General features: G+C 47.3%; 12 protein-coding genes, 1 tRNA gene and 1 pseudogene. 6 read left to right on the forward strand and 8 right to left on the reverse strand.

The window, feature by feature from the left end; translation table 11 throughout:
* Positions 1–39: 39 nt before the first annotated feature.
* From oppA to ychE, 3 genes are all read right to left on the reverse strand, one after another.
* Positions 40–1,671, reverse strand: a complete 1,632-nt coding sequence (oppA, locus tag C1192_RS05880) for an oligopeptide ABC transporter substrate-binding protein OppA (RefSeq protein ID WP_010377652.1) — start codon at positions 1,669–1,671, stop codon at positions 40–42.
* Positions 1,672–1,897: 226 nt separating this feature from the next.
* Entirely contained in the window at positions 1,898–2,065 is a 168-nt protein-coding gene (locus tag C1192_RS25085; protein WP_158650412.1) for a hypothetical protein, read from the reverse strand.
* Positions 2,066–2,403: 338 nt separating this feature from the next.
* Positions 2,404–3,051 carry an NAAT family transporter YchE gene (gene ychE, locus C1192_RS05890; RefSeq protein WP_000616766.1) on the reverse strand — a complete coding sequence of 216 codons (648 nt, stop codon included), beginning with the start codon at positions 3,049–3,051 and terminating at the stop codon, positions 2,404–2,406.
* A 478-nt stretch (positions 3,052–3,529) separates the two neighbouring features.
* Here ychE and adhE point away from each other — a divergent pair, with 478 nt between their 5' ends.
* Entirely contained in the window at positions 3,530–6,202 is a 2,673-nt protein-coding gene (gene adhE, locus C1192_RS05895; protein WP_000301631.1) for a bifunctional acetaldehyde-CoA/alcohol dehydrogenase, read from the forward strand.
* 110 nt (positions 6,203–6,312) lie between these two features.
* On the forward strand, positions 6,313–7,521 hold the full coding sequence (locus tag C1192_RS05900) for an IS256-like element IS1414 family transposase (protein ID WP_103194764.1): 1,209 nt from the start codon (positions 6,313–6,315) through the stop codon (positions 7,519–7,521).
* A gap of 58 nt (positions 7,522–7,579) precedes the next feature.
* Here the strand turns inward: C1192_RS05900 and C1192_RS05905 are convergent.
* Together C1192_RS05905 and tdk are read right to left on the reverse strand one after the other, a co-directional pair.
* A pseudogene (locus C1192_RS05905) lies at positions 7,580–8,908 on the reverse strand (IS4 family transposase).
* Between the two features lie 375 nt (positions 8,909–9,283).
* Complete coding sequence (gene tdk / locus C1192_RS05910) at positions 9,284–9,901, reverse strand: thymidine kinase (protein WP_000068068.1); 618 nt, start codon at positions 9,899–9,901, stop codon at positions 9,284–9,286.
* Positions 9,902–10,500: 599 nt separating this feature from the next.
* Here tdk and hns point away from each other — a divergent pair.
* Positions 10,501–10,914 carry a histone-like nucleoid-structuring protein H-NS gene (gene hns / locus C1192_RS05915; protein ID WP_001287385.1) on the forward strand — a complete coding sequence of 138 codons (414 nt, stop codon included), beginning with the start codon at positions 10,501–10,503 and terminating at the stop codon, positions 10,912–10,914.
* 143 nt (positions 10,915–11,057) lie between these two features.
* Here hns and galU read toward each other — a convergent pair whose 3' ends face one another.
* From galU to rssA, 3 genes are all read right to left on the reverse strand, one after another.
* Positions 11,058–11,966, reverse strand: a complete 909-nt coding sequence (galU, locus tag C1192_RS05920; protein ID WP_000719000.1) for a UTP--glucose-1-phosphate uridylyltransferase GalU — start codon at positions 11,964–11,966, stop codon at positions 11,058–11,060.
* 201 nt (positions 11,967–12,167) lie between these two features.
* Positions 12,168–13,181, reverse strand: coding sequence for a two-component system response regulator RssB (rssB, locus tag C1192_RS05925; RefSeq protein ID WP_038354488.1), 1,014 nt, complete (start codon positions 13,179–13,181; stop codon positions 12,168–12,170).
* A gap of 86 nt (positions 13,182–13,267) precedes the next feature.
* Positions 13,268–14,179, reverse strand: a complete 912-nt coding sequence (gene rssA / locus C1192_RS05930; RefSeq protein ID WP_024191887.1) for a patatin-like phospholipase RssA — start codon at positions 14,177–14,179, stop codon at positions 13,268–13,270.
* Positions 14,180–14,291: 112 nt separating this feature from the next.
* Between rssA and C1192_RS05935 the strand changes: the two genes are divergently transcribed.
* The 3 genes from C1192_RS05935 (at position 14,292) to C1192_RS05945 (ending at position 15,886) form a co-directional block, all read left to right on the forward strand.
* Entirely contained in the window at positions 14,292–14,750 is a 459-nt protein-coding gene (locus tag C1192_RS05935; RefSeq protein WP_001516512.1) for a YchJ family protein, read from the forward strand.
* A gap of 49 nt (positions 14,751–14,799) precedes the next feature.
* A complete protein-coding gene (gene purU, locus C1192_RS05940; protein ID WP_000555861.1) occupies positions 14,800–15,642 on the forward strand; it encodes a formyltetrahydrofolate deformylase in 843 nt (280 codons plus the stop codon).
* A 159-nt stretch (positions 15,643–15,801) separates the two neighbouring features.
* Positions 15,802–15,886, forward strand: a tRNA-Tyr gene (locus C1192_RS05945).
* Positions 15,887–15,898 lie beyond the last annotated feature (12 nt).

Raw genomic sequence — 15,898 nt, forward strand, 5'->3', positions numbered from 1 at the left:
ACACCGTGGAGCAGGACTCGCCTACCCCACGTATTGCCATTAGTGCTTCACAATGTACATATTTCTGGTATAGGTGTTATCCAGCGGATCTTTACCGGTATAACCTCCAACCCACGGTTTTACCAGACGCGCGTTCACGTAGTAATAAACCGGAACAATGGCCGAATCTTTATCCAACTGTTGCTCTGCTTTGGTGTACAACGCCGTGCGCTGCGCCTCGTCAGTGGCTTTCAGCGTTTCCGCCATAATACTGTCAAACGCCGGGCTCTTATAATGCGCGGTGTTCATCGAGCTGTTCGACAGCATGGTGTTCAGGAAGGAGGTCGGTTCGTTGTAGTCGGCACACCAACCTGCACGAGCCACATCAAAAGTTCCCTGGTGACGGGTGTCAAGGAAGGTTTTCCATTCCTGGTTAACCAGTTTGACGTTAACACCTATGTTTTTCTTCCACAGCGAAGAGGCGGCAATGGCCAGCTTTTTATGCAGATCGGACGTGTTATATAGCAGGTTAATCGTTAACGGTTTGTCTGCAGTATAACCCGCTTCGGCCAGCAGTTTTTTAGCTTCTTCGTTACGTTTTTCCTGGCTCCAGCCAAACCATTCCGGCTGAGTTAATTTTGCACCATCAGTATAAGGAGGTGTGTAACCATAGGCTGGCATATCGCCCTGTGCTTTAACTTTATTAACAATGATATCGCGGTCCATACCCAGTTTCAGCGCTGTACGCACGCGCACGTCGTTGAATGGCGCTTTCTGGTTATTAATTTCGTAATAGTAGGTACACAGATATGGGTCGACGTGAACTTCGTCCGGGATCTCTTTTTTCAGTTTCTGGAACAGCTCGATCGGCATGTTGTTATAAGTCATATCGATTTCACCGCTGCGATAGCGGTTTACATCGGTAACTTCAGAAGCGATCGGCAAATAAGTCACCTGATTAATAACCGTTTTCGCGTTGTTCCAGTAAGTCGGGCTGCGCTCAAGAACGATACGTTCGTTAACGACCCAATCTTTTAATGTATAGGCACCGTTGGTGACGATATTACCCGGCTGAGTCCATTTTTCGCCAAATTTCTCAATGGCGGCTTTTGGCACCGGAGAAGTAGACGGGTGAACCAACAATTTATAGAAGTACGGAACAGGCTCACTTAATGTAACTTCTAACGTGTGATCATCGATGGCTTTCACGCCGAGATCGGTAATCGGTTTTTTCCCTTCGAGAATTTCATCAATACCGGCAATATGCCCATATTGCAGATAACTTGCATAGGGAGACGCCGTGTTCGGATCAACAGAACGTTGCCAACTATATACAAAGTCTTGCGCAGTGACTGGCGTGCCATCAGACCATTTCGCATCTTTACGCAGATGGAATGTCCAGACTTTAGCGTCTTTATTATCCCAGGATTCAGCAACGCCCGGAGCCGGATGGCCGTCGAGATCGCTGACCAATAAGCCTTCAAACAAGTCGCGGCTGATATTAGACTCCGGAACCCCTTCAATTTTGTGCGGATCTAATGATTGAACTTCAGAACCATTATTGCGCACCAGCGTTTGTTTTTCTGCGAGCTGAACACCCGCGGGCACATCAGCCGCCAACGCGACATTCCCTGCCATAAGCGCAGCCAGAACGCCTGCTGCGACTAAACTTCTCTTGGTGATGTTGGTCATTGTTTTTTGGACTCCCTCATTATAATTACTGGTTTGAACCAGCATGTGTAATCCCGGATTGGGACCCTGGACAGATTCGGAGACTTTCTGCTGCCAGGTTACTTTATCGTTACGCTTTACTATCACCGACTTTGTTTATTCTGGTGATTCGGACGACCACCTTACGTCGATTCTTACTGTGCCTCCCCTGTCGAGACACATTTATTTACTGCAGCAATTTTTATTGTTAATAATTCCCATTACCAATAAAATTGCCTGATGGTTGGCCGGAAAGTATCAAATGCGCTTCTTGCTCGCCAATACATTTTGCAAAATTGTTAAGCAATTCTCTTTTATTGACCATGACAGTACCTAAACCCCCCATCAAGCCGCCAATAAAATCATTTAAAAACATAAAGATAGAAAATTAGGAAGCAAGACTGTCTTTTCTGGTAACCATTATGATAGAGAAATGCACAATAATTTAACAACAGCTCATTATTTAGCACATTCCTCTACCAAATCCAGTGGAATTACTAATATCATTTCAATTATTCTTCACAAGACCCTGAATTATGATGTCGCGAAAATAACATGATGAGGAGGAGCGCGAGGTAAGGATATTCTTATAACTGGCTGTAATGTGAGAAAAAATATTTATCTATTTCGTTTGCTTCTGATAACTGCGTTGGGCCAAAGTAAAAATAATGACGAAAAAACGGAGCACTATGACTCCGTTTCGGATGAAAGGAATTAATTGAGCAGGCCAGGGAAAATCCCTTTGATTCCATTAACAATAAATTCAATCCCTAATGCCATCAGTAACAACCCCATAATACGGGTAATCACGTTGATGCCGGTCTGGCGCAGAACCCTTACCAGCCAGGGAGCCATACGGAATAAGCCCCAACAACATAAAGCAAACAACGCGATTGCCACAAAAAAACCGAACAAGTAACCAATGCTGTGATAACGCGTTCCCCAAACGATAGTTGAGCTGATCGCTCCCGGCCCTGCCATCAAAGGCAATGCGAGCGGTACAACGCCGATGCTTTCACGAATTGCGGTTTCTGATTTTTCTTGTTTGTTCTGTTTATCCTCGCCAAGTTTGCCACTGATCATCGACATCGCAATTGTGACCACCAGAATGCCGCCCGCGATACGGAACGAATCAATCGAGATGCCAAAAAGTTGCAGAATCGTGTCGCCAAGAAAAAGCGCAATCCACAAGATGATCGCTACCGACAGGTTGGCGGTCAGATTTGTTTTGTTTCTCGCTGCCGCGGTCTGATAGCTGGTCATACTGATGAACACAGGGATGATCCCAACAGGGTTAACCAGCGCAAATAACCCGATAAAAAACTTAAAATAAACGGGAAAATCAAAGAGTGTCTGAATCACAGTTAGCTCCGAAGCAAAGGCCGGATAATGTTAGTCATAACCAAGGGTAAAAAATACGCGCTGACAATACGCCTTTTGGCAGCATTTTTCACCTCCTAACTGTTTAAAATCACTATCATTCATTATTGTTATCTAGACGTACAAAACATGCTAATGTAGCCAACAATAAATACTACAATTTATTAACTATTAGCTTTTGTAGCTAAAAGCGGAGCTGAAAGGTGTCAGCTTTGCTGAATTTTGATCTAGATCACGCAATCAGTACCCAGAAGTGAGTAATCTTGCTTACGCCACCTGGAAGTGACGCATTAGAGTTCAATGACTCTAATGTTTAAACTCTTTTAGTAAATCACAGTGAGTGTGAGCACGAGTAAGATTTTGATTTTCAAAGGTTAAGCAAATCATCATCGCACTGACTATACTCTCGTATTCGAGCAGATGATTTACTAAAAAAGTTTAACATTATCAGGAGAGCATTATGGCTGTTACTAATGTCGCTGAACTTAACGCACTCGTAGAGCGTGTAAAAAAAGCCCAGCGTGAATATGCCAGTTTCACTCAAGAGCAAGTTGACAAAATCTTCCGCGCCGCCGCTCTGGCTGCCGCAGATGCTCGAATCCCACTCGCGAAAATGGCCGTTGCTGAATCCGGCATGGGTATTGTTGAAGACAAAGTGATTAAAAACCACTTCGCTTCAGAATATATCTACAACGCGTATAAAGATGAAAAAACCTGCGGTATTCTGTCCGAAGACGACACTTTCGGTACTATCACTATCGCTGAACCAATCGGTATTATTTGCGGTATCGTTCCGACCACTAACCCGACTTCAACCGCTATCTTCAAATCGCTGATCAGCCTGAAGACCCGTAACGCCATCATTTTCTCTCCACACCCGCGTGCAAAAGATGCAACTAACAAAGCTGCTGACATCGTTCTGCAGGCTGCTATCGCTGCTGGTGCGCCGAAAGATCTGATCGGCTGGATCGATCAACCTTCTGTTGAACTCTCCAACGCGTTGATGCACCACCCTGACATTAACCTGATCCTTGCAACCGGTGGTCCAGGTATGGTTAAAGCGGCATACAGCTCCGGTAAACCAGCTATCGGCGTAGGTGCAGGTAACACCCCAGTTGTTATTGATGAAACTGCTGATATCAAACGTGCGGTTGCATCTGTACTGATGTCCAAAACCTTCGACAACGGCGTAATCTGTGCTTCTGAACAATCTGTTGTTGTTGTTGATTCTGTTTATGATGCTGTGCGTGAACGTTTCGCGACCCACGGCGGCTACATGCTGCAGGGCAAAGAACTGAAGGCAGTTCAGGACGTTATCCTGAAAAATGGCGCGCTGAACGCAGCTATCGTTGGTCAACCGGCGTATAAAATTGCTGAACTGGCAGGCTTCTCTGTTCCAGAAAATACTAAGATTCTGATCGGTGAAGTGACTGTTGTTGATGAAAGTGAGCCGTTCGCTCATGAAAAACTGTCCCCGACTCTGGCAATGTACCGTGCGAAAGATTTCGAAGACGCGGTAGATAAGGCAGAGAAACTGGTTGCTATGGGCGGTATCGGACATACCTCTTGCCTGTACACCGACCAGGATAACCAACCGGCACGCGTTTCTTACTTCGGTCAGAAAATGAAAACTGCCCGTATCCTGATCAACACCCCGGCGTCTCAGGGTGGTATCGGTGACCTGTATAACTTCAAACTCGCACCTTCCCTGACTCTGGGTTGTGGTTCCTGGGGTGGTAACTCCATCTCTGAAAACGTTGGTCCGAAACACCTGATCAACAAGAAAACCGTTGCTAAGCGAGCTGAAAACATGTTGTGGCACAAACTTCCGAAATCTATCTACTTCCGCCGTGGCTCCCTGCCAATCGCGCTGGATGAAGTGATTACTGATGGCCACAAACGTGCGCTCATCGTGACTGACCGTTTCCTGTTCAACAACGGCTATGCTGACCAGATCACTTCCGTATTGAAAGCGGCTGGCGTAGAAACTGAAGTCTTCTTCGAAGTTGAAGCAGACCCGACTCTGAGCATCGTACGTAAAGGCGCAGAACTGGCGAACTCCTTCAAACCGGACGTCATTATCGCGCTGGGTGGTGGTTCCCCGATGGACGCTGCGAAGATCATGTGGGTTATGTACGAACACCCGGAAACTCACTTCGAAGAACTGGCGCTGCGTTTTATGGACATCCGTAAACGTATCTACAAGTTCCCGAAAATGGGCGTGAAAGCGAAAATGATCGCAGTCACCACCACTTCCGGTACAGGTTCTGAAGTTACTCCGTTTGCGGTTGTAACTGACGACGCTACTGGTCAGAAATATCCGCTGGCAGACTATGCGCTGACCCCGGATATGGCGATTGTTGACGCCAACCTGGTTATGGATATGCCGAAGTCCCTGTGTGCTTTCGGCGGTCTGGACGCAGTCACTCACGCTATGGAAGCTTATGTTTCTGTACTGGCTTCTGAGTTCTCTGATGGTCAGGCTCTGCAAGCGCTGAAACTGCTGAAAGAATACCTGCCAGCGTCCTACCACGAAGGGGCTAAAAACCCGGTAGCACGCGAGCGTGTTCACAGTGCGGCAACTATCGCAGGTATCGCGTTTGCGAACGCCTTCCTGGGTGTATGTCACTCAATGGCGCACAAACTGGGTTCCCAGTTCCATATTCCGCACGGTCTGGCAAACGCCTTGCTGATTTGTAACGTTATTCGTTACAACGCAAACGACAACCCGACCAAGCAGACTGCATTCAGCCAGTATGACCGTCCGCAAGCACGCCGTCGTTATGCTGAAATTGCAGACCACCTGGGTCTGAGCGCACCGGGCGACCGTACTGCTGCTAAGATCGAGAAACTGCTGGCATGGCTGGAAACGCTGAAAGCAGAACTGGGTATTCCGAAATCTATCCGTGAGGCTGGCGTTCAGGAAGCTGACTTCCTCGCGAACGTAGATAAACTGTCTGAAGATGCATTCGATGACCAGTGCACCGGCGCTAACCCGCGTTATCCGCTGATCTCCGAGCTGAAACAGATTCTGCTGGATACCTACTATGGTCGTGATTATGTAGAAGGTGCACCAGCAGCAAAGGAAGCAGCTCCGGCTAAAGCAGAGAAAAAAGCGAAGAAATCCGCTTAATCAATAACTCTGTATAACAGTATAAACGGTCCCTTTTGGAGCCTGTACATAGATTTGTGTAATTGCCTGATTTTGATATGTTCAATCCAGCATCAAATGAAGGTTAATTTATGGACGAAAAACAGTTACAGGCTCTGGCTAACGAACTGGCCAAAAACCTCAAAACCCCTGAAGACCTCAGTCAGTTTGATCGGCTGCTGAAAAAGCTCAGCGTTGAAGCCGCTCTCAATGCAGAGATGACACACCATCCTGGGTATGAGAAAAATCAGTCCAGACCAGGAGCTAACTCCCGCAACGGTTTTTCCACAAAGACCGTTATCACAGGCGACGGTCCACTGGAACTGCGTACTCCGCGCGATCGTGACGGTACCTTCGAACCACAACTGGTAAAGAAAAATCAGACCCGTATTACCGGGATGGATAACCAGATCCTCTCGTTGTATGCCAAAGGGATGACCACCCGTGAGATAGCTGCTGCGTTCAAAGAACTGTATGACGCAGATGTTTCACCGGCACTGATATCAAAGGTTACCGATGCCGTGATGGAGCAGGTTGTAGAATGGCAAAACCGACCACTGGATGCTGTTTACCCCATTGTTTATCTTGACTGTATCGTCCTGAAAGTTCGGCAGGACAGTCGCGTCATCAACAAATCGGTGTTCCTGGCACTGGGCATCAATATCGAAGGTCAGAAAGAACTGCTGGGTATGTGGCTGGCCGAAAATGAAGGGGCGAAGTTCTGGCTCAATGTGCTGACTGAACTGAAAAACCGCGGTCTGAACGATATCCTCATCGCCTGTGTGGATGGCCTGAAAGGCTTCCCGGATGCCATCAACACAGTATATCCGAAGGCCCGCATCCAGTTATGCATCGTGCATATGGTGCGCAACAGCCTGCGCTTCGTGTCATGGAAGGACTACAAAGCCGTCACTCGCGACCTGAAAGCGATTTATCAGGCTCCCACGGAAGAGGCAGGCCAGCAGGCACTGGAAGCGTTCGCTGCGGCCTGGGACTGTCGCTATCCTCAGATAAGCCGAAGCTGGCAGGCTAACTGGCCGAATCTTGCCACGTTCTTCGCTTATCCAACGGACATCCGCAAAGTGATCTATACGACGAATGCCATCGAGTCGCTAAACAGCGTGATCCGCCATGCGCTCAAAAAGCGTAAAGTGTTCCCGACAGACGACTCGGTGAAAAAAGTGGTGTGGCTGGCAATCCAGTCTGCGTCCCAGAAATGGACGATGCCGTTGAAGGACTGGCGAATGGCAATGAGCCGCTTTATTATCGAGTTCGGTGACCGCCTGGACGGTCACTTCTGAGAAAAGGCATTTACACAGAATCTTAAACAGGCTCCCCTTTTGGGGTAATGCCAGTCAGTTAAGCAACTGACTGGCTCTTTTTCGGGGCTCTGGGGTATTTCCAGGGCCTCTCCTTTACCACTCTCGGGAAGGCTCTTTCCCTTCTTGTCGGTAATTTCACAAGTTGTCCCATACTTGCAAGATCGCGCATCAGCTCCGGTATACGTCCCGGTGAAGCGCCCTGCAATGTCATCAGCATTCTCATCACCATTCCGCATGATTCTGAGAAACTCAGTTGATTCGGCCAGTAACCTTTCAGATGTTCTGCCATTTTAATCATCTAATATCTCACCAGATTATAAGCCAGTAAGACACCCCCCAGCTCTTGCTCCACAAGCTCCGGCTTTTTACTTCTCAGCGTCAGCCTGCTCAGTTGCATCGTCTGTTTTATCTCCCTGTATCCCAGTTCGATTTCCCAGCGATGACTGTACAGATCCGCCATTTCTCCTCCGGGGAAGCGCATGGCGTCCGTCATCGACGTCAGCAGATGGCAGACTTTTCCTTTGCGCGTCACGGTCAGCAGGCGGGCTGTCCCCTCATTTCCCAGCCCCGGCCACTTTTTTCGTGCCTGCGGGCTGGTTTTCAGCTTCACCAGATGATCGCCTTTACCCAGTTTTCTGATCTCTTCATATTGCGCTCCCTTACTGAGAGGGATCATCCAGTGGCGGTGTTCTCCCGCCTGGCTCCAGGCATTTAACAGTCCCAGTGAGTAATAACCTTTATCCATTAACGTCAGGGTGTTATCGCCGGTTTGTTCTATAAGTTGCTCAGCAAGCTCATTTTCGCTGTTCTTCATCGTGCCGAAGGCTGCAGCCGTCAGCAGATGGCTGGTCAGTTCCATCTGGCAGACCACTTTGACCTGCGGGTAGAGCGCCGGGTTCCCGGCATGTGTCTGGCGGGGGAAGGCTGCATCGTTCTCTGGTGTATCCGGTGTGCGCCAGAACACACCATCGATGGCCAGCAGGGTCAGGCCGCACCAGTGCGGATGCGGCGTGGCGTTATGCCAGAGCTGCGCTGTTTTCGTGAACACGCGGGGGACAGCCTCACTTCCCAGGCGCTGGCGGGCCTGAATAACGGCACTGGGGGCAACGAAGGGGCGATTGCCCGGAAGTATGATGTCCAGGCGATTCACAATCTGGTGAAGAGGTTCTTTACGCTCAAGCGCCATGCCAACAATACCCCAGACCATCATTTCGAGGGGAAGACGGCGCTTGCGTAGCGTTACAGTACCTGATTCGGCAAGGCAACGAGAGATGAGTTCGGGGGCGAGGTAATCCCCCAGAGAAGTCAGTGGGTTACGCAGAGAATCGTAACGGGATACCAGATCAAGGGCCTGTCCAATGTGCATAAAAAAATCCGGAAACGAGTGAGCGTTTCCGGATTCTTACACAGCCACTGGATCGGTCAACTGATCCTTAACTGATCGGCATTATCCCTTTTGGGGCCGTTTTTTGTTTTTGTCATAAACCGATACTATGCAAGATCAAATAACTCAGCAGCGTTAGTATTCTCATATTTATACTGTTATCTAATGTGCGAAAACTGCGATAACCTGTAAACGACTCTACTTCGTAGATGACGAAGCATCGGAGCACTAAAACCGTTTGGTTACACTTTTAGCGATGGTTAAGAGTAGGGAAGGATTTATGACTCGGAAGAAGTTAGTAAAACGAACTGACAGGATAAAGGCGTCCCGTTCATCCTGTCAGTAAAGAAAATCTTATTAATCGTGTTGGTGTTTTTCCTGAATAGCCGTCAGAGAGCCGACTTCTAACGCTTCTTTATAGTGTTTACGGCAAACTGAGACATAACGCTCATTACCACCAATAACCACCTGCTCGCCTTCGTTATAAGGTCTACCCTCCTGATCGAGACGTAACACCATGCTTGCCTTACGGCCACAAAAGCAGATGGTTTTTAATTCGACCAGTTTGTCTGACCATGCCAGTAAGTATTGGCTGCCGGTAAATAATTCACCGCGAAAATCGGTACGTAAACCATAACAAAGTACAGGTATATCGAGTTGATCGACAACCTCCGATAATTCATATACTTGTTGTCTGCTTAAAAACTGGCATTCATCAACCAATACACAATGAATTGCCTGTTGTTCATGCTCCGCACGAATCTCATCAAATAATGATGAATTTTGGTTAAATAATTTTGCAGGTGATGACAAGCCTATACGCGAACTGACTTTCCCAGCTCCGAAACGATCATCAATTTCCGCCGTATATACGACAGTGCGCATACCGCGTTCCTGGTAATTGTATGAAGATTGCAACAATGCCGTAGACTTACCCGCATTCATTGCGGAATAGTAGAAATATAGCTGTGCCATCAGCCACAGACCCTCAATGATATGAAATAAAGTTGGTTGAAGTTTATCATAATTCGCCAGTTTTACAGTGCAACAGTACGCGCAGAAGAGGTATATACGTCATTCTTTTAGAAGGATGGCATAATCCTTCAGAGCTATCATTGCGACTGCTTTGCTTGTTATAACTGCGTAAATGACTCCTGGTAACTATTCACAATCTTTAACTTGTTGCACAAGTAATAACCCCCTGTTGACCTCCAGCATACGGCAATACAAAGTCCCTGCACTTATTGCAACTGTTCTACTTTTCATCATTCGCTTAATAGGGGATTTCGTAAACATGACTAATACCGAAGAGTAAAAGGTGCCAGCACATGTTAATCCCTACATAAAATGTGACATGAATCAGGAAGTTTTAACCTTAGGTGGTGCAAAAGTACCGATGCAAATAGGGCTATATGCCGCGTCTTTTCTGACTAATTTTATGAAAAGATATTTATTGGCGGCACAAAATAAAGAACAATTTTGAATTCCTTACATTCCTGGCTATTGCACAACTGAATTTAAGGCTCTATTATTACCTCAACAAACCACCCCAATATAAGTTTGAGATTACTACAATGAGCGAAGCACTTAAAATTCTGAACAACATCCGTACTCTTCGTGCGCAGGCAAGAGAATGTACACTTGAAACGCTGGAAGAAATGCTGGAAAAATTAGAAGTTGTCGTTAACGAACGTCGCGAAGAAGAAAGTGCGGCTGCTGCTGAAGTTGAAGAGCGCACTCGTAAACTGCAGCAATATCGTGAAATGCTGATCGCTGACGGTATTGACCCGAACGAACTGCTGAATAGCATGGCTGCTGTTAAATCTGGCACCAAAGCTAAACGTGCACAGCGTCCGGCTAAATATAGCTACGTTGACGAGAACGGCGAAACCAAAACCTGGACTGGCCAGGGTCGTACTCCGGCAGTAATCAAAAAAGCAATGGATGAGCAAGGTAAATCTCTCGACGATTTCCTGATCAAGCAATAATCTTTTTTAGATTCAGCTTGCTTAAAATCCCGCCATTGGCGGGATTTTTTATTGTCCGTTTTAAGACTATCCAATAAGAATAAGCTATAAAAAAACGGCATTGATAACTCAATGCCGTTCCGTAGAAAACATCGCTATAGATGTTACTTCTTAATGCCCATCTCTTCTTCAAGCCAGGCTTTAAATTCAGTACCCAGTGTATTGTGACGAATACCGTATTCGACAAATGCCTGCATGTAACCTAATTTATTACCACAGTCATGGCTCTTCCCTTTCATATGATAGGCTTCAACCGTTTCTTTCTCGATCAGCATATCAATAGCATCGGTCAGTTGAATTTCATCGCCTGCTCCCGGAGGAGTTTTTGCCAGCAGCGGCCAAATATCAGCGCTAAGTACGTAACGACCAACAATAGCGAGATTAGATGGTGCAACATCTGCTTTCGGTTTTTCTACTACACCAACCATCGGCACACTTTCACCAGGCGCTAATTCCACACCTTTGCAATCCACAACACCATATGCTGTCACATCAGCAACAGGTTCAACCATGATCTGGCTATGACCAGTTCCATCAAAGCGGCGGATCATCTCTGCAAGGTTATCCTGCGACAAATCGGATTCGTATTCATCCAGAATAACGTCTGGCAAAATAACAGCCACAGGTTCATCACCAACGACCGGGTGAGCACACAATACCGCGTGCCCCAGACCTTTCGCCAGCCCCTGACGAACTTGCATAATAGTCACGTGCGGCGGACAAATAGACTGCACTTCATCAAGCAACTGGCGTTTTACACGTTTCTCCAGCATAGCTTCCAGTTCAAAACTGGTATCAAAGTGGTTTTCAATAGAGTTTTTAGATGAGTGAGTAACCAGCACAATTTCAGTAATGCCAGCCGCAATACATTCATTCACGACGTATTGAATTAATGGCTTATCGACAAGCGGTAGCATCTCTTTCGGGATAGCTTTTGTCGCCGGCAACATCCTGGTTCCTAATCCCGCTACCGGGATAACGGCTTTTTTGACTTTCGTGTTAATGGCAGCCATTTAAATTCTCCTGGACTGTTCGTGTATTGAACGTGTTCATATTTCTGTATCACATCCCAGTATATCAGTACCCTGACAAGGCCTGGTTCCGAAAAGGATGTGAGTTAACATAATTAAGACAATTACTTATACGAATGGCGACGATAGTACCACCAGCCAACATTAGCGGGTAATGCAATTTTATCCAAAATTATCGTTTGCTCATTCCGCAGACAACATCAACCGCAGCCTTCCACCGGTTCCCCAAATTTGGCATTGCCAGGCATCACATCGCTGACTCAATTGATTCAAATAGGCATTACCTAATGTCCCTAACGGAACGCCATTACTGATTTGAATCTGGTGTTCGCCCGCATTCAACGTCGCATTCAAGCCTGCGGAAACCAGAATGAGACTTTTCAATTCACGATGATAATAGCCGACTAATAGCGGAAACTGACTAGGCAAATTGGCCTGGCGTAGTAAATGGTTTACCTGCTTCAATAACGCGCCTAACTCTGGCAAACGTTGATTTTGGTGCGCAAGCTGTTCCTGTAATAAGCCATTAAACAGCGCACGTAATAACAAAGCGGCAAGGACGCCATTATGTCCAGCTCGGGTTACATCAAGACAATAAAAAGCCAGATCATTTTCCGATAGTGCTGCAATATCAAGTACCAGACCAGGTTTATCAGCAGCTACGAGTTGGCGATAATTAACCCGGCAATGGGAAATCTCCTGCTGAACCGGTGGTTGTAATTCTTGCAATAATTTCGCGGCAGCGGTGGGATTATCCACCATTGCATCCCAGTCGCGAAAAAGTCTTTCTTCTTCCTCAACCCGGGAGTTAAACATGCTGGGATAAAGACAAGCAAAAACCATCTCACGCAGGCGATTAAGATCTTTAACCGGTTTCAGCAAAACATCTTCTACCCCCAGGCGTAACGCTTTCGCAATATCTGCCATATTTTCCGTAGCAGAAATCACCAGGACAGGAGTTTGATCCCCCCGGTTACGGATATGCTCCAGCAGTTTTAAGCCATTCATTCTTGGCATTGCAATATCACATATCATCAGATCGGGTGTGAAACCTCCCAGTAGCTCAAGGGCATCCACCCCATCAGCCGCCAGTACCGTTGTCGCTCCCAATGAGGAAAACCACGAATCCAGAAGCGAGCGAAAGACTGGCTCATCTTCAACTATGAGAATCTGTTTTCCGACCAATGGCTGCGTCATGTTCTCTCCCCTGACTGGCTTTATTCAATAGTGACATGCTATTGCCATCAGTGCCTGTCAGAATTAACTTAAGTGTAGATAAAAAATCAGATTAAAACGTTAGTTCGAACCAGCGGTAAAAGTTCATCCATTTTCTTTTCTACCGCCAATTGTCCTGCCGCAATCGCGGCGTTGGCACGATGAAAATCCAGGGTAGATATCTGCGGACATAAAGGTTGAATCAGAATATCAGGCGGGTCTCCAGCCATGCGGTTTCGTTTGAGGCGGTTTTCCAGCACCTGGATTGAGGTAGTCATAATTTCTGTCGCTGTCGGTGCCGTGACAGCCCGGCGCGCAGTAAAACTGCTTAACCGCTCTTTCAGCCGTGCATGCCACGGTAAAGCATCTTCAGTGTCATCATTTTCAGTACTGACATTGAATGAAAGAAGGTCTTGTTGCATCAAGTGCGCATCGTGCTGGAGATCAACCGCTATTACGATATCAGCGCCCATCGCACGCGTGAGGGAAATAGGAATCGGATTAACAACTGCGCCATCAACCAGCCAATAGCCGTTATGAGCGACCGGTGCCATCAGGCCGGGAATGCTGCATGATGCTCGAATAGCAAGATGGAGATCGCCTTCGGTAAACCACAGTTCTCGCCCCGTACTTAAATTTGTGGCGACCGCAGCGAAACGGCGTGAACAATTTTCTATCTCTGTTTCCGGCATAATTTCGCGATACCGATTGAATACACGCTCACCGCGCAGCAATCCGCCACGCTGCCAGGAGAGATCCATCAGCCGTAAAACATCCCAGTAGCTAAAAGAGGTGACCCACTCTTCCAGCGCGGACAGGCGATCACATGCATAGGCTGCGCCCACCAGCGAACCGATTGAACATCCTGCAACGATATCTATTTCAATGCCCATTTCTTTTAGCGCGTTAATGACGCCAATATGCGACCATCCTCGCGCCGCGCCGGATCCTAGCGCCAGCCCTATTTTTATCTTTCTCATTATTCCTGCAAGCTTCCCCTGGAATGCAGCCGTAGCCACATCGCTACTGCTCGGTTAACATAGTGCTACGCAGGCGATTAATACGCCGTTATTGTTTCCAGGGAGATTATTTGTGTCTGAGCTTTGTCCCTGTGGTAGTGCTGTCGAGTATAGCCTATGTTGCCACCCTTATGTGTCTGGTGAAAAGGTTGCACCTGATCCTGAACATCTCATGCGTTCGCGTTACTGCGCTTTTGTGATGCAAGACGCAGATTATTTAATAAAGACCTGGCATCCATCCTGTGGCGCTGCAGCGTTGCGTACCGAATTGATGGCCGGATTTGCGCATACCGAATGGTTGGGGCTGACCGTATTTGAGCGCTCATACCATGAAGGTGATGACGTAGGTTATGTTAGTTTCGTCGCTCGATTTACCGAACAGGGTAAAACAGGAGCGATAATTGAACGTTCGCGATTTTTGAAAGAAAACGGTCAGTGGTACTATATTGACGGTACACGTCCACAGTTTGGCCGCAACGATCCCTGCCCTTGTGGTTCAGGTAAAAAATTTAAAAAGTGCTGCGGCCAATAATGGTTGACGGTACGGTTAAGCAAACACTCTCAACAAGGTTTTTCCAGCAATGCATTCACTCCAACGAAAAGTTTTGCGTACCATTTGCCCGGATCAAAAGGGTCTGATCGCGCGTATTACTAATATTTGCTACAAGCACGAGTTAAATATCGTGCAGAACAATGAATTTGTTGATCACCGCACCGGGCGCTTTTTTATGCGCACGGAGCTGGAAGGCATATTTAATGATTCCACCCTGCTGGCGGATCTCGATAGCGCATTGCCGGAAGGTTCTGTGCGTGAGCTCACTCCCGCCGGTCGTCGTCGGATAGTCATTCTGGTCACTAAAGAAGCACATTGCCTTGGCGATCTGCTGATGAAAGCCACTTATGGCGGACTGGATGTGGAAATAGCGGCAGTCATCGGCAACCACGACACTTTGCGTTCACTGGTGGAGCGTTTTGATATCCCGTTTGAACTGGTCAGCCATGAAGGATTAAGTCGTAACGAACACGATCAGAAGATGGCAGATGCTATTGATGCTTATCAGCCTGATTACGTGGTGCTGGCGAAATATATGCGTGTATTAACGCCGGAGTTCGTGGCGCGCTTTCCGAATAAGATTATCAATATTCACCATTCATTCCTGCCGGCATTTATTGGCGCACGCCCGTACCATCAGGCGTATGAGCGCGGGGTGAAGATTATTGGTGCAACAGCACACTACGTAAATGACAATCTGGATGAAGGTCCAATCATCATGCAGGACGTTATTCATGTGGATCATACTTACACTGCTGAAGATATGATGCGGGCAGGTCGTGATGTCGAGAAAAATGTATTAAGCCGCGCGCTTTACCAGGTTTTGGCCCAGCGCGTTTTTGTTTACGGTAACCGGACGATTATTCTTTAATCGCCAGCCAAAAGAACTGGTTGCCTTTAATCCGTTACGGATGAAAATTACGCAACTAGTTCATTTTTCTCAACGTAACACTTTACAGCGGCGTGTCATTTGATATGATGCGCCCCGCTTCCCAATGAGGGAGCAGGCCAGTAAAAAGCATTACCCCGTGGTGGGGTTCCCGAGCGGCCAAAGGGAGCAGACTGTAAATCTGCCGTCATCGACTTCGAAGGTTCGAATCCTTCCCCCACCACCATCACTTAGTTCT

It is taken from the genome of Escherichia marmotae, assembly GCF_002900365.1.
Taxonomy (GTDB): domain Bacteria; phylum Pseudomonadota; class Gammaproteobacteria; order Enterobacterales; family Enterobacteriaceae; genus Escherichia; species Escherichia marmotae.